Origin of the sequence: Nocardia rhizosphaerae (assembly GCF_042650365.1) — a bacterium.
Classification (GTDB): Bacteria; Actinomycetota; Actinomycetes; order Mycobacteriales; family Mycobacteriaceae; genus Nocardia; species Nocardia rhizosphaerae.
Genome location: NZ_JBHSBA010000007.1, coordinates 20,389 through 40,676 on the forward strand (window position 1 = coordinate 20,389; position 20,288 = coordinate 40,676).

Annotated in this window: 21 protein-coding genes; 13 read left to right on the forward strand and 8 right to left on the reverse strand. The window is 64.8% G+C overall.

Going from position 1 to position 20,288, the window contains the following annotated elements:
• Window positions 1-3: 3 nt before the first annotated feature.
• On the reverse strand, window positions 4-384 hold the full coding sequence (locus ACFOW8_RS14965) for a hypothetical protein (RefSeq protein WP_378551222.1): 381 nt from the start codon (window positions 382-384) through the stop codon (window positions 4-6).
• Window positions 385-952: 568 nt separating this feature from the next.
• Between ACFOW8_RS14965 and ACFOW8_RS14970 the strand changes: the two genes are divergently transcribed.
• Window positions 953-1,477, forward strand: coding sequence for a hypothetical protein (locus tag ACFOW8_RS14970; RefSeq protein ID WP_378551223.1), 525 nt, complete (start codon window positions 953-955; stop codon window positions 1,475-1,477).
• Between the two features lie 209 nt (window positions 1,478-1,686).
• Window positions 1,687-2,994 (forward strand): serine/threonine-protein kinase, encoded by a 1,308-nt coding sequence (locus tag ACFOW8_RS14975; RefSeq protein WP_378551224.1) that lies wholly within the window; start codon window positions 1,687-1,689, stop codon window positions 2,992-2,994.
• A gap of 193 nt (window positions 2,995-3,187) precedes the next feature.
• On the opposite strand, the gene ACFOW8_RS14980 is transcribed toward ACFOW8_RS14975, so the two are convergent.
• Together ACFOW8_RS14980 and ACFOW8_RS14985 are read right to left on the reverse strand one after the other, a co-directional pair.
• Window positions 3,188-3,730: a hypothetical protein gene (locus ACFOW8_RS14980; RefSeq protein ID WP_378551225.1), complete on the reverse strand. Its 543-nt coding sequence runs from the start codon at window positions 3,728-3,730 to the stop codon at window positions 3,188-3,190.
• Window positions 3,731-4,097: 367 nt separating this feature from the next.
• Window positions 4,098-5,072, reverse strand: coding sequence for a hypothetical protein (locus tag ACFOW8_RS14985; RefSeq protein WP_378551226.1), 975 nt, complete (start codon window positions 5,070-5,072; stop codon window positions 4,098-4,100).
• Between the two features lie 305 nt (window positions 5,073-5,377).
• Between ACFOW8_RS14985 and ACFOW8_RS14990 the strand changes: the two genes are divergently transcribed.
• Window positions 5,378-5,722, forward strand: a complete 345-nt coding sequence (locus tag ACFOW8_RS14990; protein ID WP_378552013.1) for a helix-turn-helix domain-containing protein — start codon at window positions 5,378-5,380, stop codon at window positions 5,720-5,722.
• Window positions 5,723-5,791: 69 nt separating this feature from the next.
• Window positions 5,792-7,045, forward strand: coding sequence for a hypothetical protein (locus ACFOW8_RS14995; RefSeq protein WP_378551227.1), 1,254 nt, complete (start codon window positions 5,792-5,794; stop codon window positions 7,043-7,045).
• A 423-nt stretch (window positions 7,046-7,468) separates the two neighbouring features.
• On the opposite strand, the gene ACFOW8_RS15000 is transcribed toward ACFOW8_RS14995, so the two are convergent.
• Both ACFOW8_RS15000 and ACFOW8_RS15005 read right to left on the reverse strand, forming a co-directional pair.
• Window positions 7,469-7,699 (reverse strand): hypothetical protein, encoded by a 231-nt coding sequence (locus ACFOW8_RS15000; protein WP_378551228.1) that lies wholly within the window; start codon window positions 7,697-7,699, stop codon window positions 7,469-7,471.
• Complete coding sequence (locus ACFOW8_RS15005) at window positions 7,696-8,355, reverse strand: class I SAM-dependent methyltransferase (protein ID WP_378551229.1); 660 nt, start codon at window positions 8,353-8,355, stop codon at window positions 7,696-7,698. Before ACFOW8_RS15005 ends, ACFOW8_RS15000 begins: the two co-directional genes overlap by 4 nt.
• 87 nt (window positions 8,356-8,442) lie before the next feature.
• Here ACFOW8_RS15005 and ACFOW8_RS15010 point away from each other — a divergent pair, with 87 nt between their 5' ends.
• A complete protein-coding gene (locus ACFOW8_RS15010) occupies window positions 8,443-9,075 on the forward strand; it encodes a TetR/AcrR family transcriptional regulator (RefSeq protein WP_378551230.1) in 633 nt (210 codons plus the stop codon).
• A gap of 324 nt (window positions 9,076-9,399) precedes the next feature.
• Here ACFOW8_RS15010 and ACFOW8_RS15015 read toward each other — a convergent pair whose 3' ends face one another.
• Window positions 9,400-9,831, reverse strand: coding sequence for a hypothetical protein (locus ACFOW8_RS15015; protein ID WP_378551231.1), 432 nt, complete (start codon window positions 9,829-9,831; stop codon window positions 9,400-9,402).
• Between the two features lie 197 nt (window positions 9,832-10,028).
• Here ACFOW8_RS15015 and ACFOW8_RS15020 point away from each other — a divergent pair, with 197 nt between their 5' ends.
• The 8 genes from ACFOW8_RS15020 (at window position 10,029) to ACFOW8_RS15055 (ending at window position 17,938) form a co-directional block, all read left to right on the forward strand.
• The gene (locus ACFOW8_RS15020; protein WP_378551232.1) at window positions 10,029-11,282 is read left to right on the forward strand and encodes a helix-turn-helix domain-containing protein; all 1,254 of its coding nucleotides are present in this window, start codon (window positions 10,029-10,031) and stop codon (window positions 11,280-11,282) included.
• 381 nt (window positions 11,283-11,663) lie between these two features.
• Window positions 11,664-12,248, forward strand: coding sequence for a toll/interleukin-1 receptor domain-containing protein (locus ACFOW8_RS15025; RefSeq protein ID WP_378551233.1), 585 nt, complete (start codon window positions 11,664-11,666; stop codon window positions 12,246-12,248).
• A complete protein-coding gene (locus ACFOW8_RS15030) occupies window positions 12,238-12,582 on the forward strand; it encodes a hypothetical protein (protein ID WP_378551234.1) in 345 nt (114 codons plus the stop codon). The genes ACFOW8_RS15025 and ACFOW8_RS15030 overlap by 11 nt, the downstream gene beginning before the upstream one ends.
• Before the next feature lie 32 nt (window positions 12,583-12,614).
• Window positions 12,615-12,899: a LuxR C-terminal-related transcriptional regulator gene (locus tag ACFOW8_RS15035; protein WP_378551235.1), complete on the forward strand. Its 285-nt coding sequence runs from the start codon at window positions 12,615-12,617 to the stop codon at window positions 12,897-12,899.
• 93 nt (window positions 12,900-12,992) lie between these two features.
• Window positions 12,993-13,673 carry a vWA domain-containing protein gene (locus tag ACFOW8_RS15040; protein WP_378551236.1) on the forward strand — a complete coding sequence of 227 codons (681 nt, stop codon included), beginning with the start codon at window positions 12,993-12,995 and terminating at the stop codon, window positions 13,671-13,673.
• A complete protein-coding gene (locus tag ACFOW8_RS15045; RefSeq protein ID WP_378551237.1) occupies window positions 13,673-14,665 on the forward strand; it encodes a protein phosphatase 2C domain-containing protein in 993 nt (330 codons plus the stop codon). Before ACFOW8_RS15040 ends, ACFOW8_RS15045 begins: the two co-directional genes overlap by 1 nt.
• Window positions 14,666-14,675: 10 nt before the next feature.
• The gene (locus tag ACFOW8_RS15050; RefSeq protein ID WP_378551238.1) at window positions 14,676-16,697 is read left to right on the forward strand and encodes a hypothetical protein; all 2,022 of its coding nucleotides are present in this window, start codon (window positions 14,676-14,678) and stop codon (window positions 16,695-16,697) included.
• 14 nt (window positions 16,698-16,711) lie between these two features.
• Entirely contained in the window at window positions 16,712-17,938 is a 1,227-nt protein-coding gene (locus ACFOW8_RS15055; RefSeq protein WP_378551239.1) for a serine hydrolase domain-containing protein, read from the forward strand.
• Here the strand turns inward: ACFOW8_RS15055 and ACFOW8_RS15060 are convergent.
• Together ACFOW8_RS15060 and ACFOW8_RS15065 are read right to left on the reverse strand one after the other, a co-directional pair.
• On the reverse strand, window positions 17,905-19,137 hold the full coding sequence (locus ACFOW8_RS15060) for an acyltransferase family protein (RefSeq protein WP_378551240.1): 1,233 nt from the start codon (window positions 19,135-19,137) through the stop codon (window positions 17,905-17,907). The two genes, ACFOW8_RS15055 and ACFOW8_RS15060, sit on opposite strands and share 34 nt — an antisense overlap.
• Window positions 19,138-19,142: 5 nt before the next feature.
• Entirely contained in the window at window positions 19,143-20,003 is an 861-nt protein-coding gene (locus ACFOW8_RS15065; RefSeq protein ID WP_378551241.1) for an SGNH/GDSL hydrolase family protein, read from the reverse strand.
• Between the last annotated feature and the right edge of the window lie 285 nt (window positions 20,004-20,288).

Below are 20,288 nucleotides of genomic sequence, written 5' to 3' on the forward strand. Positions count from 1 at the left end.
AGGTCACCGCCGGTGGCGTGGGCTTGATCGAAGACGCGGTCCACGCGGATCGACTGAGCGAGCATACCGAGCCGTTTGCGGGTCCAGCACGGTGTCGTCGAGGTGGTGATGTGCGCGATGCGGTAGTGAATGAACAGGTGCGGATTCGCCGTGGCGGGCCCAGCTCTGCTGCCGATAGTCGAGGTAGGCGTTCATGCGTTGGCGGACCGGTTCGGCGAGGGGAACAACCCGGTCGGACAAGTCCAGGCGGCCGTCGTGAACGTCGGTCAGTTGTAACGCGATCAGTTGGCGTACGCGCACGGCGTGGAAGGCCAGCACCCCGGCCAGTACCGCGCATGCAGGATCGGGCCTGTCCACCGCGCACCGCTGCTTGTCGAGGTCCATCGGGCTAGGCGCGCTCGGGTGGGGCGTCGCGACGCTGACACGAGCGGACGGGTTGACGAAAACGATCTTGCGCCTTGAGGATTCGGAAGATCAACCGCAATCTTTTCAGCACGTGTGCACGGGCTCGCGCTTCGACGGTCAGGGCAGCGAGCACGTCGTCGCGACCGATTTCTCGCAGCGGTTCGTGCGCGGTCGCCCAGGAGCGCAGCGTCGGCAGCGCGGACCCGAGCTCGGTTTGACAGTGGCAATGTCAAGGTTCTGGCGGCGCTGAGCTGGTCACAGATCGCTGCGCCAGCTGGGAAAGCGCGACCCCGTGCGCGACTCGAATCAATTGAACACCTACGGATTCGCGCACACACTACGGCCGATTCTGCGCGCGAGTAGGCCCGGGAATCGCCTACCGGTGACGCACCAGACACAAGATCTGGGGAGAATTCGCCATCTAGCTTCAACATCTTGCCTTCAAGCAATGCTGAGCAGTGCTTCGAGGTGGATTGGGCGAATCCAAACGAATCCAAACTTGACATGGGTTGCTACGTTTCCGTCTCGATGTGCTACGATGTTGCCCATGCCCGAAAGTAAGGTGGACGCGATCGTGGAGGAGCTGCGCGAGTATCAGCGCTGGCTCGCCTCCGAGACTCGGCGCGTAGACCGAGCGCTCCGCGCGTTATCTGACGATGACGACGACGAGTCTCGGTCTACAAATGAGATGCTGCTCGATGCCTTCTTGAAGGCGAAGAGGCCGCTCAGTATTCAGGATGCTCTGGCGATGGTGCGGAAGGCGGGATGGACGACGGACTCCAAAGATCCGGCGAACGTGATCCGGGCCGCGCTGGCTCGCATGGCGTCGAACGGCGAGTTGCGACGTGTCTCGGACAAACGCGGCATCTATGCGCTTCCGTCGGACGATCCGTTCGCGGACGAACCACCGGACTCGACCTTCGACGACGCACCGCCTTGGGAGTCCAAAGTTCAGGACGATTCTTGGGGCTCTTCGTCGAGGGCGAATCCGTTTGAGAGCGGCAAAAAATCGCCCGGCACCTTCACCCGGCCGAAGACTCGACCAAGAGAGGAGGACGAACCGCCGTTCTGAAAGAACAAGTCTCGGAACTGCACAAACTTGGCGGTTACGACAGCTCCGAGACTTCACCATTTGCGCCCTGACGGGCGCATCAGGCTGTACAAGAGAGCCTATCCGAACTGTGCCAATTAGCAAGAGTGACACGGATGACAGCGCTCCCAGACAGCCATCGAAAGCACTACCAATTGGGGCAGGTGGCTGTCCAGGAATGAGCTATCACTGTGCGTTACAAGTGTATTCGGCAGCTTGACTGCCACAACAACGGCCAGGGCGTCATCTGGGAAGCCCGCACTGACCCCGGCGGCGAACGCGTTGCGCTCAAGTTCATGAAGCATGACCCCAATGATCCTGATCCCGTCACCACGATGGCCCGGTTCCTGCGAGAGATCCGTTGCCAGAGTCTCCTTCTGCATCCGAACATCGTGAGTGTTCTTGGGTCCGGCACGAACGAACAGCGCGGCCCCTGGTATGCGATGGAATGGGCGGACGAGTCTCTGCGCGATATCCTCGTGAAGAACCCTGGCGGACTGTCGGAACAGGAAGTCAATCGAATCTTCACTCCGATCGTCGAGGCGATGGCGTACGCCCATCAGGAGGGCGTGCTTCACCGCGATCTGAAGCCCGAGAACGTGCTGTTCTTCAATGGTGTTCCGCGCCTTGCCGACTTCGGGTTGGGGCTTCGGCTGACGAGCAACAGTCTCCGGATCACGCAGTCCCACCTTGGCCTGGGCACTCTGGCGTATATGGCACCCGAGCAGTTCAGCGACGCGCACACCGTCGGGCCTGCGGCCGATGTCTTCTCACTGGGCAAGATCCTGTTTGAACTGATCACCGGGATTTTCCCCAACTTCCTTCCGGATCTCAGCAAGGCGCCTGGCAAGTACCGGTACATCTTGCACAAGTGCCTCGAGCAGGACCCCGCCAAGCGGTATGTAAACGCGGGTCAGCTCGCACAGGCGCTCTCGCTGGTCAGCGCTGAGGAGACGCTTCTCTCTCCGCCTGAAGGGCAGGCCGAGCAAGCCCTCGCCCGAGTCCTCGCGGGTGACGAGTCGGGACTTCACGAACTCGCCGAGGTGCTGATGCGGAACCCCGCCGACGCCAAGTTGTACCTGCAGTTCGTCCCACTGCTCCCGGCTAACGTCGTGAAGGCGCTGGGAAAGAACACGCCTACGGAGTTGGCACAGATCCTGACGAACTTCGATGAGTTCGCATACAGCAACCATCCGTTCTCGTTCTGTGACACGCTCGCTGACTTCATGGCCGTTGCATACGACTCCACGACGGACCTCGCGAGCCGCCGTTTGTTGCTTGCGCGGCTGCTGGAGCTGGGCGTGAGCCACAACAGGTACTACGTGCGCGACGTCTTTGTGAGCGTCGTCGTGAAGGCAGTCAAGGCACCCGGCTACGCGCAGGTTGTCGCAGACGTCCTGCGCGCTAGCGGGAGCGAACGCGATTTCGTGAAGAATGCTCTTCGGCAGCAGTCTATGCCGCAGATCGTTCTCGACGCGCTCGAGGCAGACGCCGCGTAAGGCTTTCCGAGAGCCGTGGCCCGGTCGTCCGCAGCGGGCGACCGGCCAAGACCGTTTCGTAGTCCACTACGCCGAGTCACCGCGCAGCGAGGCCCGCGACTGCCACTCTCCGCCGGGACGACGATAGGCTGCGGTAAAGGCGGCGCGTGGTCTCGCGGTCGATCAGTCGGCAGGCACGGGCAAGGCCTGGGTTCTATTCTCGACGGCAGCGGCGAACTCGCTCTTCGCTCCACCCGACCAACTCTGCGATGTCTTGGTCGGAGGTCAAGGTCGAACCGATCCAGTCGGCCAGCGCCTCTCCAAGACTCTTCGGGATCCCTGCGGTTACGGGGAGCGGTGGAACCTCAGGGCATACGTGGTCGATGTGGAACCAGGTGTCATAGTCGTCCAGGCGCTCGACGGCTGCATCGTAACCTTCCAGTCCATCGGAGCCGCTAGCGATGATCTCACCTGTTCGCCAGTCGGTGATGTCCCATTCGTGTTGGGAGATCTGGCCGCCGCTAACGATGCGGTGCCCTTGTTTCTCCAGCTCCTCGATACGTGCGTCTCGCCCCTTCGCGTCATCGTCCAGGTCCGACAGCAACGCTCGAAGGTGTGAGCGGACCAAGTCGGTGCTGTTGTGGCTGGTCCGAGACTCCGCGCTGCCTGTCTCGCGTGCAGCGCGCGTGTAGTTCGTGTTGTTCTCGGCCATGTACTGGCGCACTGCACGATTGCGCGCCCTGTTCGATTTGGTCATTGATGTACTCCCGCCAGGACTCCCACGCTGCCCATCGGAGGTCGACAACACCGGATGGCACGCTGCGTCGGAGACTGCTTGTCCTCGGTTGCTGGTACGGCGTGGGCGCGTCAGCAAGGAGTCGGGCAGGCGGACCACCACGCGACATGCTACACCGATGCGTGCCGACACCGGTTGCTCACCAGGGGGACTCGCTTGGCGCCGGTGCCCGCCAGCGGACCAATGATCTGCCTGTAATCAAGAGCCTGGTGACAGGCGTCGATGTCTCTGCACCGGGCAATGGCAACTGCCACATCTCTGTCACGATGCCATCCGTACGGCCTCAAGAGGTGCGGTTAACGCGCCCCGCCGACGTTGTACTCGGTGATCAACGCGAGGGCCCCGCGGTTGAACCTGGGTTACGCCACGGTGATTGTTGTCTGTCGTGGTGGACACCGTCGGCGGCGAGGAAGCAGACCAGCCGGTGGTCGTTCACGTGGAACTTCGCTGGGTCTGTGGGGTTCTGGTTGCCGAGGAAGAAGGCCCAGCAGCCCGCCTGGCTGCCCGGTGAGTATCGCTGCCTGCCCTCGCTGCGAGCATGCGTCACTTCCCGGGTGACTGAATTGCGTTGGCGGGGACTCCATTGCTTCCAGCCGATGATGAGTTGATACGGATTAACCAGTCCGAGTAGCCCGCTGGGGTCGTTGTCACCGCAGTACAGGTCGATAGTGAGTGCTCGAGGTGTTTCGACAGGTTCTGCTGACCACCGGATGGGCGCGTAGAAGATGCGCTGTTCGGTATAGCGACGGACCTCGAACCGCTCCAGGCGACGGAACCCGGTCGCGTACCGGGTGGCGTCAACGCCGGGGACGTCGAGTCGCATAGCTGCCCGCAGCTCCGGCGGGTTGTGCAGGAACGTGCTGCACAGGGTGCGAATCGTGCGGCATGTCCCGAGCCTCATGGCTCTTTGATCGGTGACCGGGGTCGACGGTGGCTCGGAGACTGACTCCAATTCATCGGAGTCGGCCGGCGGTTGCGGGGACTGGATACGACGAACATCGGACAAGACCAGCTTGGCCACATACCCGGCGACGACCTCGAGGGGTTCGGGATCGTCGGACCGCTCCGGCGGATCCACCAGCTTGACCCGGCCGTCGACGTCGCACCCGGCGGCATGACCCCATCTGGCGGAGAAGTACGGCCTCACCTTCTGGCCAGGACGCCACGCGCACGCGGCGAGCTTCGCACTGCACAGAGTTGACGGGCACGTGAAGTCGGAGCGCTCGACCAGAGCTGCATCCCACGCCAAAAGATCTGTCGCATCCACGATCTCGTCGGTCGCCGCGATCCGAGCCTGGTCCATCAGTCCACCCCTCCCTGCGAAGCGACGCAGTCCACCCCTGGCCTGGTCGCTACCACTCCAGGGTAGGGGCAGCCCCCGACAGGGGTGGTCGATAGCGAGGTGTGACGGATTGCACACGGCGGCGGTGTCCTGAATCGGCGGTTTTTCCGGAAGTAGGTGAGTACACCAGTCCGTCTGCGCAGTCTGGAGTTACCGCGATGACCCGACCTCCTGCCGAACCCTCCCAGCCCCCGCAATCCTGTGACGGCACGAGCTCGTCGAACACGACGCCAGTCAGCACCGGCCAAGCGGGCGGCGCACTACCTATGCGCCGGACATGCCGATCGCCTGCCGATCACAGCACCGGCAACACCGGAAATGTCGGCAGATCCAAAAACAACTCGACCAAACCGCTTGACCGTGAACCGGATTCGAGCGTGAATGTAGTCCCGTCGCCAGGAAATGTACGAATTCAGAATTCGGTGGCGGACCGTTGGTTCAGCACGCAGGAAGTATCTCAACGATTACAAATCCCTGAGAAAACCCTTGCGAACTGGGCCTCGCTCGGAAAAGGTCCGCGCTTCGCTCGAATGGGCAGATATCGGAGATACCGATTCAGCGACCTCCTTGCCTGGGAGGAAGCCCAAATCGGCCTCGGGAAAAGCGCGTGAGCCGACTGAATCGAAATCGAAGAACAGATATAGAAAGGTGCTCGAGAGATGCCTCGGCAGGCGTTGGTCATGGGAACGCACGGCAGGATCAGCTGCACGAAACTGGGAACACGGCAATACCGGGCGCGAGCCCGATACCGCTCCTACAGTGGGGAAACCGTCCGGATCGAGGGATGGGGAACCAGCAAGTCCGGCGCAGAGAACCGGGTCAGAGAAGTCGTTCAGGAACGGGTCAAGTCAGAGGGGCGTACGAACAGCGGCGCTGTCACTCGATACACGCTGATTCCCGCCCTGGCGGACCTCTGGCTCGAAGAACTGGAACTAGACGAGACAACGCTCCCGCAAACGCTTCAATGGTATCGAGAGGAGATCGAACCATCCGATGATCCACGTGCCCGCAAAGACACTGTGAAGATCAAGACGGCGATGAGCGGCGTACGGCTGTTCGAGGCAGACACTTCCTACCTCGACGCTCACCTGAAGATGATCCAGAAGAACGGGCACACCCGTAAAGCGCAGTGCCACAAGATCATCCTCACCGGCATGATGAGCCTCGCCGTTCGCCACGGGGCAATTCGCGAGAACCCGATGCGCGAAGTCGGCAAGATCAAGCGCAAGAAGACGAAACCGAAAGCGATGGACGAGACCACCCGCAACGGGCTACGCGCCCAGCTCGAAACGTGGCTCGCAGGAGAAGCGATCCCCGGCACACCCGCCTACACACGCGGCCCGGCACGCGACCCCGACATCCTCAACGCCGCCGACATACTCCTGGGCACCGGAGCCCGGCCTGGCGAATGCCTCGCGTTCCGTCGCTGCGATGTCGACACCTCCTCGACCCCGTGGGAGATGACCATCAGCGGCACCATCGTCCGCGTGACCGGAGTCGGTCTATACCGGCAGGAGTGGACGAAAACCGATGCCGGGTACCGCACCGTCGTGCTGCCGACCTTCACTATCGAGACTCTGCGGGCACTCGGCGCCGATGACTGGGATCCCGACGACGAAACTCCACTGTTCCCCTCACGGCGCGGTGGGTGGCGCGACCCCCACAACTTCGGCCGCACCTGGCGCTCCGCGCGCGGCACCACCTACGCCTGGATCACCCCCAAGACTTACCGCAAGACGAACTTGACGGCTGTGGCCGAAGAGTTCGGAGCCGATCAGGCCAAGCGGCAGGCCGGGCACCGCAACAGCGCCACTACCGAACAGCACTACATCGACCGGCCCGCGCTGGCGCCCGATTCCACCGCCGTTCTCAACCAACTGGCACCACCGGTCTCCGGCACCGGCCAGGACAACCGTGGGAACCGCGATGGTTAGCAACCCGCGAAAACCGAACAAACGTCGCGCTGCCGGGCACACGGGGCGGCACACGCCCCACAGTGCAACGGGGCCGTACGGCGCACGCCGCAGGGCAGCGTGCAAATTTGACCAGCCCCGCACTAACCCCCCGGTTTGAACGGGTGACCACGGGAATCAATGGGAAGCGACGGGACGAACGTCCGCGCCGATGTCGCAGTTCACGGGCTATTTCGGGAAGTGACGGGAACCACGAGAGATCTAGAACCCCTGCGTGGGGGTCAGGGGTTCGAGTCCCCTTAGCTCCACTTAAATAGCAGGTCAGTCCCGGTCAACGACCGGGACTGACCTGTTTTCGGTCGTGGCCCCCGTAAGCCCCGTTTGATGGATGCCCTGTCTTTCCCGGGGACATGGGCGGATTGGCGTAGTACGCCACGTGTTGAGTCATCGTTCCGGCTGACGGCTGGCTGGGCTCGCAGGCTCGGCCCCGGGTGTCGAGCGTCGGTCGCGGTGCCGCAGCCAGCGGCTGCCGAGTGCGGCGACGGCGACGTGGACGCCGAAGCCGATGCCCGCGACAGCGAGTCCGGCCATGCTGCCCAACCACAGGTGCGCGGCGATGCCGCCGACGATCAGGGGCAGGGCGAGGATCCGCAGCGGGCCGATCGGGTGATTCATTCGGCCGCTCCGGGCTTCGCGGCGGTGACGCAGCGGATCCACGGGTGCATGTCGGTGGATCCGACCCGCTCGAATCCCGCGTGTGTCACCATCGGTGCCAACTCGTCGATTGGATTGTGCGCCATGGCCGGACCGGTCAGTACCCTGACGAGATGGCGGCCGATCGGATTCGCCGGAGGTCGGAACTCGCCGATAAGGAGCCGGCCGCCGGGCCGCAGCACCCGCCGCATCTCGGCCAACGCGGTCGCGCGCAGCTCGTGCGGCAGGTGATGCAGCATCAGGCAGTTGTCCACCACATCGAACGAATCATCCTCCGCGCTCAGTGATTCGGCGACACCCACGGTGTAGGTGCAGTTCGGTTCGCCGGTGATCCGGCGGGCGCGGTCGAGCACGATGGCGGACGGGTCGAGTCCGACCACGGTGCCCGTGCCGACGAGCGCGGCCATTCGGCGCGTCAGATAACCGGTGCCGCAACCGATGTCGAGCACCTGGTCGCCAGGCTTCGCGCCGCTGAGTTCGGCGAGCCTGCGGTAGACGCGGTCGCGGCGACCGCCGAAGAACACCGCGCCGAATGCGTCGTAGCTACCGCCGTGGTCGATGGTGAGCCCTGGGGTGCCCGGGGTGGAGTTGTGATGCAGCAGATGTCCGAGGCCCATGGCCCACTCCATAACTTAGTGATGACTAAGATGTGTCTAACTTAGTAGCAACTAAGTTAGAACTCAAGGGTGGATACGATGGTGGGTATGGTTCACGCATCGCCCGCCGACTCACGGCGAACCCGTATGCGCGCCGCGGACCGGCGGGCGGCCATCATCGACGCCGCCACCGCCGTGTTCGCCGAATCCGGGTTCCAGCGCGCCACGATGGCCAAGATCGCGGCGCGGATCGGGGTCACCGAACCCGTGCTGTTCCAGAACTTCGGGTCCAAGCCCGCCCTCTATGCTGCCGTCGTCGACCACGCCTCCGCGCAGATGACCACCATGCTGCGCACCTTTGCCGCCGAGGCCGGCTCCACCGCCGCCTTTCTCGCGCACCTGCTCAGCCCTGGCCACGTCGAGGAACTGCACGCGCCCGGCTCACTCGGCGTGATCTTCGCCGACGCGATGACGCTGACCGCGGAACCCGCCGTCGAGGCGGCGGTCCGTGAACATATGGGCGAACTCGCCGACGCACTGACCGAGATCGTCACCCGAGGGCAGCACGCTGGCGAGCTGCGCGCCGATCTCGACCCGCAAGCCGCCGCCTGGATGATCCTGTCGTTGCTGTCCGCACACCGCTTCCGCAGCGCCGTCATGCCCGACCGCGCACGCCTGGAAGACCACATCGGCGCCATGACATTGCGTGCGCTCGTCGAACCGGCGCCACCTGCGCCCTGACCGGAACCGGTCCCGATCCGGCGATCTACCGCGACCGCAACGCGGTCGGCGGAACGTCGACTCGGTCGTCCATTGCGGCGGTGCCGCGACCGCTCTCCCACCGCAACTGTCCACCACGGCATAGGTCCCTGACCCGTGGCCGCACGCAGGCGGTCAACGGTTCCGATTCGACGCGACTGCGCACCGCACGTGTCGATGGGGTGATCGTCGGCGCGCTGACGCTGAACACGTGGCCAGAGGTCCGGCCCTGGCCCTTGTGATCCTCACCCCATGAGCCGCGACGTAGCCACGAGTTGTAGAAGAGGAAGACGGCGTGGCCGCCTGTCAACCTGTGACGACGAGGAATGTCCAGTATCCGAGAATCAACGCCGTGAGGACTACGGGGATGGCCGCGACACTCGGGGCGGTGGCCCCACGAACGAGGTCGCGCAGCGGGTGGGTGGACTCGGCCACCATGTCGAACGGGAGTGGCCCGGAGTCCGACGGGGTCTGCAGTTGTCGTGCCACCGAGGCGAACAGGCGCCGGTAGCGGCGTTCCAGATTCAGGTAGTACCCGTCGAGCCCCCAGAAGATCCACGTCGGTGCCAGAGCCAGCAGGATCAACTCGGATCGGTGCTGGGACTGAGCGCTCAGCAGTGCGAAGATCACCGACACGAGGGTCACCGACCACCCGCGTACAGTGAAGGACTGCTGACTCAGTCGCGCGATGATCGATTGCAGCATCTCGAGATGTTTGATTCGGTAGTCGGTAGTCATACTGGGTCGATCACTCTCTTGCACAGGGATATTCGATCGAGTTCGAATGCCGGGGGCGGGATTCGTCGGTACACTCACGGAAACCGGGTAGTTGCTGAGTGCGGCACTCTCGGGCATGTCCGGGCGGCGCGGCTCGAACTTAGGTTGTTGTCGTGCAGGAAGTTCCGCGGCCGGAGACGGTGGTTCTGGGGAAGATCATGACACGAGCTGAATTCGGTGGCGAGCTGCGCCGACGGCGAATCCGACAGGGGTTGACCCTCGGCCAGCTGGCCACGCTCGTGCACTACAGCCGTAGCCATCTGAGCAAGATCGAGAACGGGCACAAGACTCCCTCCGTGCAACTGTCGCGCAAGTGCGATGCGGTGCTGTCCGCAGGAGGTGAGCTGCACGCGCTGGTGTCGGTGTCCTCCGGGGCGGACTACGATGCCGGTTCCGGGCTCGTCGCCGGCGAGGATCCGTTCCCGAATTGGAATCTCCGTTTGCGCTCCGACGGATCCGGAGCATTCGAGATCGGCGAAACCGGCACGCCCACGGTGACCGAACTGCCGCAGTCCGCCGCGCCGTCCGCGGACACTCTGCCCGGACTGGCCGCCCTGTTCGAGGAGACGAAACGACTCGGCCGCACCAGCAGTCCCAGCATGGTGCTGCCGGTGGCGATCACCCAGGCGCACGTGGCGATCTCCGCTGCTGGGCTGAGCGCAGGCCGCGATCGGCGGGACATGCTGCGGCACGCTGCCCGCACCGCCGAGTTCGCCGGATGGATGGCACAGGAGGGCGGTGACGACCGGGGATCGCTGTGGTGGACCGACCGCGCGGTCAAGTTGGCCTCGGCCGCAGGCGACGAGGAGATGGCAAGTTACACACTCGTCCGCCGTGCGGTGGTGAGTCTGTACCGCGGCGACTCCTCCGCGACAACAGGATTCACCGAGACGGTGCTGACCGACGACACCATCCACCCCCGTATCCGCTGGCTGGCCGCACTCGGTGCCGCGCAGGGGTACGCGATCGGCCTGGACCACGCCGGTGCGATGCGTGCCCTCGACACCGCGGCGAGCCTGTACGAGCAGGCGCGCGGTCTCGAAGGGGAGGCGCATCTGGGGCCCTCGGCTCTGCATGGTCGACCCCTCCTCATCGAGGCGTGGTGCCAGTACGACCTGGGTAATCTCGCCGCGGCTGCGGCGCTCTTCGAGCGGGCGATGTCGCTGCCGCTGCCCTCGGATCGCGATCGCGCGCGATTCGGTACCCGTCGCGCGCTCGTCCATGCCGCGCTGGGTGATCCGGACCGGGCGAGTGAGCTCGTCGGGCCGCTGCTCGACATCGTGTGCTCGGTCGATTCGGCGACGATCCGCGCCGACCTGCGCGACTTCGCGCGCACGATCACTCGTTTCCGTGGACACCGCGGGGCGCATGAGATCCAGCCTGCCCTGATGGCGGCGCTGACGAAGCGCTGAACCACGTGTTGTCCGTTGTCGGCTGACCAGACAACGGACAACCGGTTCCGGGCTACGGTCGATTGCCGGATGCTGGAAAGTGAGTTTCGGCGGGCGAGTGACCTGCTTCCGTACATAGGAGTTCGCCGAGCTCTGCCCGGAGTTCAGTGCCCGAATACGAAACAAATTTGTTCGACACACGAATTGATGTACGTACCAGTAAGGATGCTATTGAATGAATGGCGGCGGCATCGGTGACCATGTTCGGTCGGCAAAATATTGGCTACTGGTGCAGAATGGTCTGGAAGCGAACCACTTCGAGAGGTAGCGAACTGGTCGCCCGCTCAAATGCGCGGGAGGTTTTCGCGCGGAAAGATGCCGTCCCGAGGGGTTGCCCGCTAGATGAGAATATTCCTGAACTACCGCACTATCGACAGCGTGTATGCCGTCGGCCAGATCTCGAAGCAGATGGCGCGCCATTTCGGTCGGGTGCACGTCTTCCGCGATCAGGACTCGCTGTCGCTGGGCGCGCTGTACGCCCGGCGTATCCGCGCCGCACTCGATGAGAGCGACGTCGTGGTGTCGGTGATCGGCACGCACTGGCTCGATGCTCGTGACAAACGAGGGGTACGGTGCATCGACAACGAGCGTGACTGGGTGCGCATGGAACTGCGGATCGCGTTCGAGCGTGGGATCCCGGTCGTCCCAGTGCTGTTGGACGATACGATGCTGCCGGTGCCGGACAGTCTGCCGGACGATATCCGCGGCCTGACGCTGTCGCAGGGCTGGCGTATCCGGCACCAAACGCTCGAAGACGACATCGACGGGCTCATCCGGCGGCTCACGCCTGGCGCGACGAAGCCTGGTTCGTCGGCAGGCGCGCAGCCGGCGGCGACGCAGCGCAATTCCGCGACCGGTCACGGAATTGTGGTTGCGAACCAGAACGGAACCCAGAATGTCACGCTGAACGATCCGCGTGGGAGGTGACGTGCGCCTCTTCCCTTGGTCGAACCGAAGTTATTCTGGGCAGAATCAACTGAACATCGCGAAACGCGGCGGTACGGTGGTGTCCAATCAGAACGGATCCCAAACCGTCAACATCGTCCAGCAGCAGGCAGTTCGGCGGGTGCGTCTCTGGTACGTGCTGGCCGCTCTCATCCTGGTCGACATCGTCTTCATCTGGTATGCGCAGGCCGTCTACACGGCGGTGCCCGGCGACGGTGGCGATCAGCTCCGTTCGGCGACCGGTCTGCTGCTGCTCGCGGCCACGTTCATTCTGGCGCGGCGATGTATTCGCGACCTGCTCGGCCAGTGGAAATAGACGCGAATTTTTCTTCCCGAAGGAATTAGTTCATGAGCATCACGTTCGATCACGAGGACGAGCTGCAGACCACTACGAGCGTAGCACCTGGACGACCGGCGCTGAGTAGTCGCGAGATCGAGGTACTGCTGGCCTGGCTGGCTTCGGACTCGAAGGTGGAAGTCGGTCAGCGCCTGTACATCTCGCCGGGCACGGTCAATACGCATCTGGCCCGGATCAGGGACAAGTACGCGGCCGTCGGCAGGCCGGCGTCGACCAAGGCCGCACTCGTCGTCCGTGCGCTACAAGACGCCCTCATCGGTATCGATGACCTGTAGTTCTCGGTGGGCTGTCCGTCGAATGGCAGACAGTGAAATCCATGGGCGGACTGTAGCGTTCGATGTGCTCGGGCGAAGCGAAAACGATGAGGTGTGAGCTGGATGAACGAACCAAAGGCAACTGTACTGCCGGTCTATTTCGTCGCGGATGAATCGTATTCCATGGTGAACGACGTGGCAGATCTGAACACCGGGCTGGTCACCCTGTTCGACACCCTTCAGGGTGAATCGATGGCCGCCGCGAAGGTCCGGTTCTGCGTCATCGGATTCTCCGACGACGCGATCTGCTATCTGGAGCCGAGCGACCTGCGGCAAGTGGATGGCGTACCACAACTGCGCGCCCGCGGTTCGACGTCGTTCGCCGCGGCGTTCGCGGAATTGAGCAGCCGGATTCCGAGCGATATCAAGTCGTTGAAGTCCGAAGGCTATCTGGTGAATCGCCCCGCGGTCTTCTTCCTGACCGACGGCGCCCCCAATCCCGGCGATGGCTGGGAAGCGGCACACTCGCAGTTGATGAGTTTCCCGGCACGCCCGAACATCCTGGCCTTCGGTATCGGGCAGGCGGACGCCGACGTTATTCGCCGGGTGGCGACCAACCCGCAATACGCGTTCATCACGGCGGCGGGAACCGATACCGGCGGCGCGATCTCGAAGTTCGTCACCGCGCTCACTCAATCGGTGATCAACTCGGGCACTGCGCTCGCGACCGGGCAGGCGTCGTTGCAGGTGGAAAAGCCCGCCGATTTCGTCTGCCTCGATGTGGACACCGTCTGATGCGCTGGACGACCCGGCGGGACAAGAACACCGAACCCGACGATGGCACCACGTCACCGGCGGCGTCCGCGCCCGGTGCCGACTCGGCAGAACTCGGGTCGACGACCATCGGGTGGCCGCCCGGTGCGCCGATCGTCGTGGGGACGCCGACACCGGTGTTCGAACCCAAGGTAGTGGACCGGGAGTTCGGCAAGGTGCCCTACCGGCCCGACACCGTTGTCGACGGGTGGTCCAGCGGCGCATTCACGGTCCGGGCGGCCTCGGTGCGCGGATATCTGCACCGCTATGGTGGGGCGCCGCGCCAGGACGATTTCGCTCTCGCTGTCGACGCGGAGCGCGACCGGCTTACAGTCGCTGTGGCCGACGGGGTTTCGTCGGCCAAGCACTCCCATATCGGATCCTCCACGGTGGTCCGTTACGCCACCCAGTGGCTCGACGAGGCCCCGGAGTCGCTCGACGACGGCGGTTGGCACACCCTGTTCAAGAGCGCGGCGTGGACGCTGACCCAGCATGCCGCGACGGTGCTGGCGTTGCCGGAAGCCGATGCCGAGCAGGCGGAGCGGATGCTGGCCACGACTTTGACTTGCGTGGTGTGCACGCCGCTGCCCGATGGCGGTTTGTCGGCCGTCGTCGCCGGAGTCGGCGATTCCGGTGCTTGGCTGCTGGCCGACGGGAAGTTCGTCCCGGTGCTCGGCGGCAAGCAGGCCTCAGCCTCCGGCCTGTCCTCGTCGGCCGTGGTCGGCTTGCCGAGGGTGCCGAATACCGTGACGCCATTCCCGGTCATCGTCGAGCCCGGGCAGGTGCTGCTGGTCGGAACCGATGGGTTCGGGGATCCGCTAGGCGGCGGCGAAGGGAGCGTCGGGGCGTTGTTCGCGGAGCTGTTGGGGGATCGGGTGCCCTCGCAGCTCGAGTTCGCGCACGCATTGGACTTCTCCCGGGAGACCTTCGACGACGACCGCACCCTGGTGGCCATCTGGCCACGGAACAGCTGATGGAGCCGCGGTGGCGCAGCAGCGTTTGAAACGTGGCCGCCTGGGAGTCACGACGAAGTTGGCGGCGGGTGGCCAAGGCGTCGTCTATCTCGCCCCGCGTGCGCAGATGCCGCACGCACGGGCAATGGTGTTCAAGGAGTACAAAGCTCAGGTCCTGCCCAGCGTCCGGGTTGATGTGCTCGAGGAAATGCCCGCCTACCTGGAGTCGCTGCCGGGTGTTGATGGGATGGAGTTGCTGAATCGGGCGGCCTGGCCGTGCCGGTTGGTCGAGGAAGACCACTCGACCACCGTGGTCGGTTTCGTGATGCCGTCCATTCCAGGCGAGTTCTTCATCGACATGACGATGACTTCGTCAGTACAGCGCAAGACTGCGGAGTTTCAGCACCTCCTCAACGACGATGTCTTCCTGGCCAAGCGCGGGATCCCACTGTCGGATCGGTACCGCTACGAGCTGCTCTCCGATGCCGCGGCAGCGCTGGCCCTGCTGCATCGCCACGACATCGCGGTCGGTGACATGTCGCCGAAGAATCTCCTCTTCTCGCTGCGACCGCGGCGGCAGGTGTACTTCATCGATTGCGATGCCATGCGGTTGTGCTCCCGATCAGTCACCGACCAGGTCGAGACACCTGATTGGGAAGTCGTGACAGCCCATCCCGGTGAGGAATTGGCCACTGCGCAGTCCGACGCCTACAAGTTCGGGCTGTTGACGCTGCGCCTACTGGCTGGTGATCAGGCCACGCGGGACCCGAGCAAGCTTCCAGCGGCTGTGCCAGGTCCGGTCCGGCAGCTCGTCCACGCTGCGGTGTCCGCTCCGGCCGGGCAGCGCCCCGCTCCGGCGGACTGGATCCAGGCGTTCGACGACGCCGCGACGGCTGCGGGTACGCGCGCTCCGGTGGCTCCGGCGCGTCGAGCGCCTGTCCCGACCGTGCCGACCCGGACACAGCAATCGGTCGGCGGGCACCGTCCCTGGCGGCAGCGAATCCCGCTGCGTCTCCGGGTCATCGGCGCTGTCGCCGCTGCGTTGATCGTCGCCGGAATGCTGATGAGCACGACATCCGGCGATGACGAGTCGACCCCTTTCGCCGGGTCGGTGTCCCGGACTGCGCCGAGCACGGTGAGCACGACGATCCCGGTCGGCGCGCAGCCGTGGGGGGTGGCCGCCGACGCGGCGACCGGTAGCGTGTTCACTACCAACAGCCTGGCCAACTCGGTGTCGGTGTACGACATCGAAACCGGCGCGACCACGTCGATCGCCTCGCCGGATCTCTCGAAACCAACTGCAATAGCGGTGGATTCGGCATCGGGCCTGGCGTATGTCACCAACGCGGGAAACAAGTCGGTCTCGGTCATCGACACGCGTGGCCGGGTCATCGTCGACCGGATCGCAGTCGGCGCCGGACCCTACGGGATCGCCGTCGACCCGGCCGGGCACACCGCTTATGTGACGAACTTCGAGGCCGACACGATGTCGGTGGTGAACCTGCGCGCGAGGGACGTCGTCGCGACGGTTCCGGTCGGTAGTCGCCCCTACGGCATCGCTCTCGATCCGGCAACTGGCAGCGTATTCGTCGCGGTCGCGGGACTTCCCGAGGCACCCGATCGCCGGGTGGCCGTGGTGGACACCGGCACGCTGTCGGTGGTGTCCATGATCAGGGTCGGCAATCAACCGTGGGGCGTGGCGGTCGACACCGACACCGAGACGGCCTATGTGACCAATCACGCGGACGGCACGGTGTCGGTGATCGACACGCGGACGCGCGCGGTCACCGCGACCGTGCGCGTCGGCGTGGGTCCGGTCGGCGTCGCGGTGGATCGGGTGAGCCGGACGGTGTACGTCACCAATCACGGGCTCGACGATGCGCGATCCGGCAATTCCGTCTCTCTGATCGACGCAGATACGCGCGTGGTCACCGCGACGGTCCGGGTCGGCGTCCGGCCGCATGGAGTCGCGGCGGGTCCGGTCGCGGGTGAGATGTATGTATCGAACTTCAACGGTGGAACCTTGTCCGTTATCGGGAACAGGGGCACATGAGCTTGTCTCGCTACATGACACGACAGTGGACGCGGTTGGGAGCTGTCGTCGTCGTGTGCTCGGTGTTGGTGTCCGGTGGCGGCACCCCACCCGACCGGACCTCCGCCGGTCCGGCCGCGATCGACCGGACCGCCGAGTTGTCAAGGGCGCTCGGTCGACTTGCGGAACCGGTGGTGCGCGAGATCCTCGACGCGATGCTCGTTCCCGGGGCGGTGGTGTACATCCGGACTCCGGATGCCCACTGGCAGTGGGCATTCGGTACTCGCGTACTCGGGCAGGACGATCCGGTGCTGGTGGAGGACTTCTTCCGCGTCGGCTCGACCACCAAGACCATGGTGGGCACTGTCGCGCTTCAACTGGTCGGACAGGGCAGGCTGGCACTCGACGACCCGGTGTCGCGCTACCGCGCGGGTGTTCCGAACGGCGACGACATCACGATCGCCGACCTACTGAACATGCGTAGTGGTCTGTTCAGCTACAACGAGAATCCGTCGTTTGCCGCGACGATGGACGACGATCCAGGCCGCGTGTGGAAACCGGACGCCCTCCTGCGGGTCGGATTCGCCACCGAGCCGCACTTCGCGCCGGGCGCCGAATTCCGGTACTCGAACACGAACACGATTCTGCTGGCCGCCGTTCTCGAGCAGATCACCGGGCAGGACGTCGGATCGCTGCTGGCGAATCGGATCTTCCGCCCGCTCGGTCTGTCCAAGACGTTCTATCCCGAACCCGGCGATGCCTCGTTGCCCGCGCCGTCACCGCGCGGCTACCTCTACGGGACCAACACCTCGGCCCTCACTTCGGCGGTTCTGCCCGCCGCCCAAGTCGCGGCAGCGCGCACCGGCGAGTTGGTGCCCATTGATGTGACGAACCTCGACCCGTCCTGGATCGGCGCGGCGGGCGGCGTGATCTCGACCGCGCAAGACCTCGCGACCTACGTTCGCGCCCTGGTCGGCAGCGACGAACTGATCGGCTCCGAGCTGCAGCGGGAGCGCCTCGCCAGCGCGGCCCCGCTGGACCGGCGTGACCCCGCCGGTATCCGCTACGGACTCGGGCTCGAGTCGTTCGGCCCGATGCTCGGCCACGACGGTGCCATTCCCGGCTTCCAGACCTTCATGGGGTACGACCCCACCACCGACATCACGATCGTGGTGCTCTGCACGCTGCGCGACGGTCCCGCGGGCGGGCGGCCGGCGAACGAGATCGCCTACGGCTTGGTCAGGGCATTGATCGCGGAATGACCCTCGCGCGGTGCGGTCCGCCGGTCCGGCGGTGGGCGGTGCGCGAACCGACGCATGAGCGGCTTGTCGATGCCGTGGTAAATGGCGGCCGCGGCGAGGATCGAAGCGGCGAGGCTGACGGTGGTCCACAGTGCCCAGCCGCCGACCGAGTACTGCCGACCGCCGATGAACAGCCGGGTGACTATCACCATCACCGGGAACTGGATCATATAGAACGCGAAGGAGATGTCGCCGAGCCAGATCATCGGCCGGGTGCTGTTGATGCCGCTGATCCCCGCGAGATCACGGGTGGCCAGGGTCGCCACCACGGCGGCCATCGGGGCGATCAGTAGCGCCGACATCTTGTAGTTGATCGGCACGAGCCAGGTCGCGGCATAGCAGAGCGTCAGCGCTGCCAGCGGTGTGGCCAGTCGCGTATTGCGCCACACCCCTTCTGCGACCATTCGAGCCGCGAGCACGCCGACGTAGAACTCGGGGAGCCGGGACAACGGAAACAGGTAGCTGAGCCAGTACGACGCCGGGATGGGGATGTCGGACTGCGCGAACCACTGTGGTGAGACGTGTATTTCGAACTCGGGCGAAACCGCGCCTGGCAGCAGTCGGACCGCGAAGACGTTGGCAGTGTCCTTGGGTCCTTCGGTCCACAGATGAAAGCCGGTGTGCAGCAACAGGATAGCGATTATCATGCCGACGATAGCCCACCACAGTCGATGGCGGGGGATTCGGGCCAGCAGTGGCAGCGCGAGCGGGAAGCTCAGGTAGAAGAGCAATTCCGCGCACAGCGACCACGACGGCACATTGAGCCCGCCCAGTGTGGTCCATCTCGGCACCCAGGTGTGCACGAGCATCAGATTCGGCAACCACGCCACCGGCCGGGTCAGTGGTACGGCGACCACGAGAATCAGCACGAGGGCGGCGACCAGGTGGGTGGGATAGATCTTGAGCAATCGTCGCAGGTAGTAGCCACGCACGGACATCCCGTGGCGGAACGACCAGCAGATCACGAAACCGGACAGGACGAAGAAGAAGGTCACCCCCGCCGCGCCCTGCTGCATCGGCACGAGATCGTGGATGACGCGGAACAGTTCGGACTTCTGGAAGGGATAGACCGGCAGAAACACCAGCGCGTGCAGGACGAAAACCGCGGCGGCCGCCCACCATCGGGCACCGGTGAGCGCGGGCAGCTTCGTGGTGGGCACCGTTTTCAGAGCCCGAACCGCTCGCGCACCTGCGCTGCGACAGCGCCGTTGCCCTGGGCGTTCGGATGGATGGGAGCACCGTCGAACAGCGAGGTCGCTCCGTCGAGTCCGCTGACCCACGGCTGGTCCGTGCAACTGCCGTGTCCTGTGGTGACCGCCCGGACATCGACGAACTCTGTTCCGAGCAGGTGGGCCGCCTCCCGCTGCGCTTCCTGGATCCGGTCGAGGTAGGCGATGTAACCTTCCGCACGTGGCTGCACGATCCGGCCGACGCCGGCCAGGTCCATGCAGGCGGTCGGCTGGCCGGACGGGAACACCTCCGGGTAGCCGACGAAGGCCACCCTCGCGCCCGCCGCGTAGTACCGGACAAAGGTGACGACCTCGCGTACGCGGTCGGCGTAATTCGCTCCGCTGACGGCGCGATAGTCGGGCAGGCGGTGTTGCTCGGTGGCATCGAATCCGCATCCAGCGACTACGTTGAGCAGGCAGTCTGTGGATGGGAACGCTGTCCCGGTGGATGCGCCCCACACGTCGTTCAGTCCCACCTGGATCAACACAACGCGGGTGCCCGTGCCGAAGGCCCCCAACGCGGATGCCTTGCGTGCTTGGTGGACCAGTGTCCAGCCGTCCCCGGTATCGATCGTGCCGCCGTTACAGGACACATCGACGAACTGCGCAGACCCGGCAAGGCGGGTGTCGCGCGCGAGCTGATTCGGCCAAGATGACGGTGAACGGGTGCACCCGTCGTCAGCGTGCCCGAGGACGGGTGCGGTCGCGGTGAACGAATCCCCCAGGACGACCACCTTCGCGCCGGTCGGGGGGTTGGCCGCCACCGGCGCGGCCATCGGCGCGGCGGCCAGCACCATCGCGGTCAACGCCACAGTAGCCGAGGAACACGCCCGGCGGAATCTCATGGGTCTCCAATCACTTTATGGCACAAGATGGTTCAGTTGCTAGACAGCTCAGTATTGCGCCGCGACGACGGTGACGGTGTCGGTCGAACGGATGACGGCGGCCCTTCTGGCACGCGACTACTCTTACGCCGTGCCCGTTATAAGATGTCGAAGTCGCTGGGTCGCGGTCACGCTCGGCCCGGCCGTTCTGGTGCTGATCGGCTGCGGTGGGAGTCCCGAATCGGCGCCTACGGGATC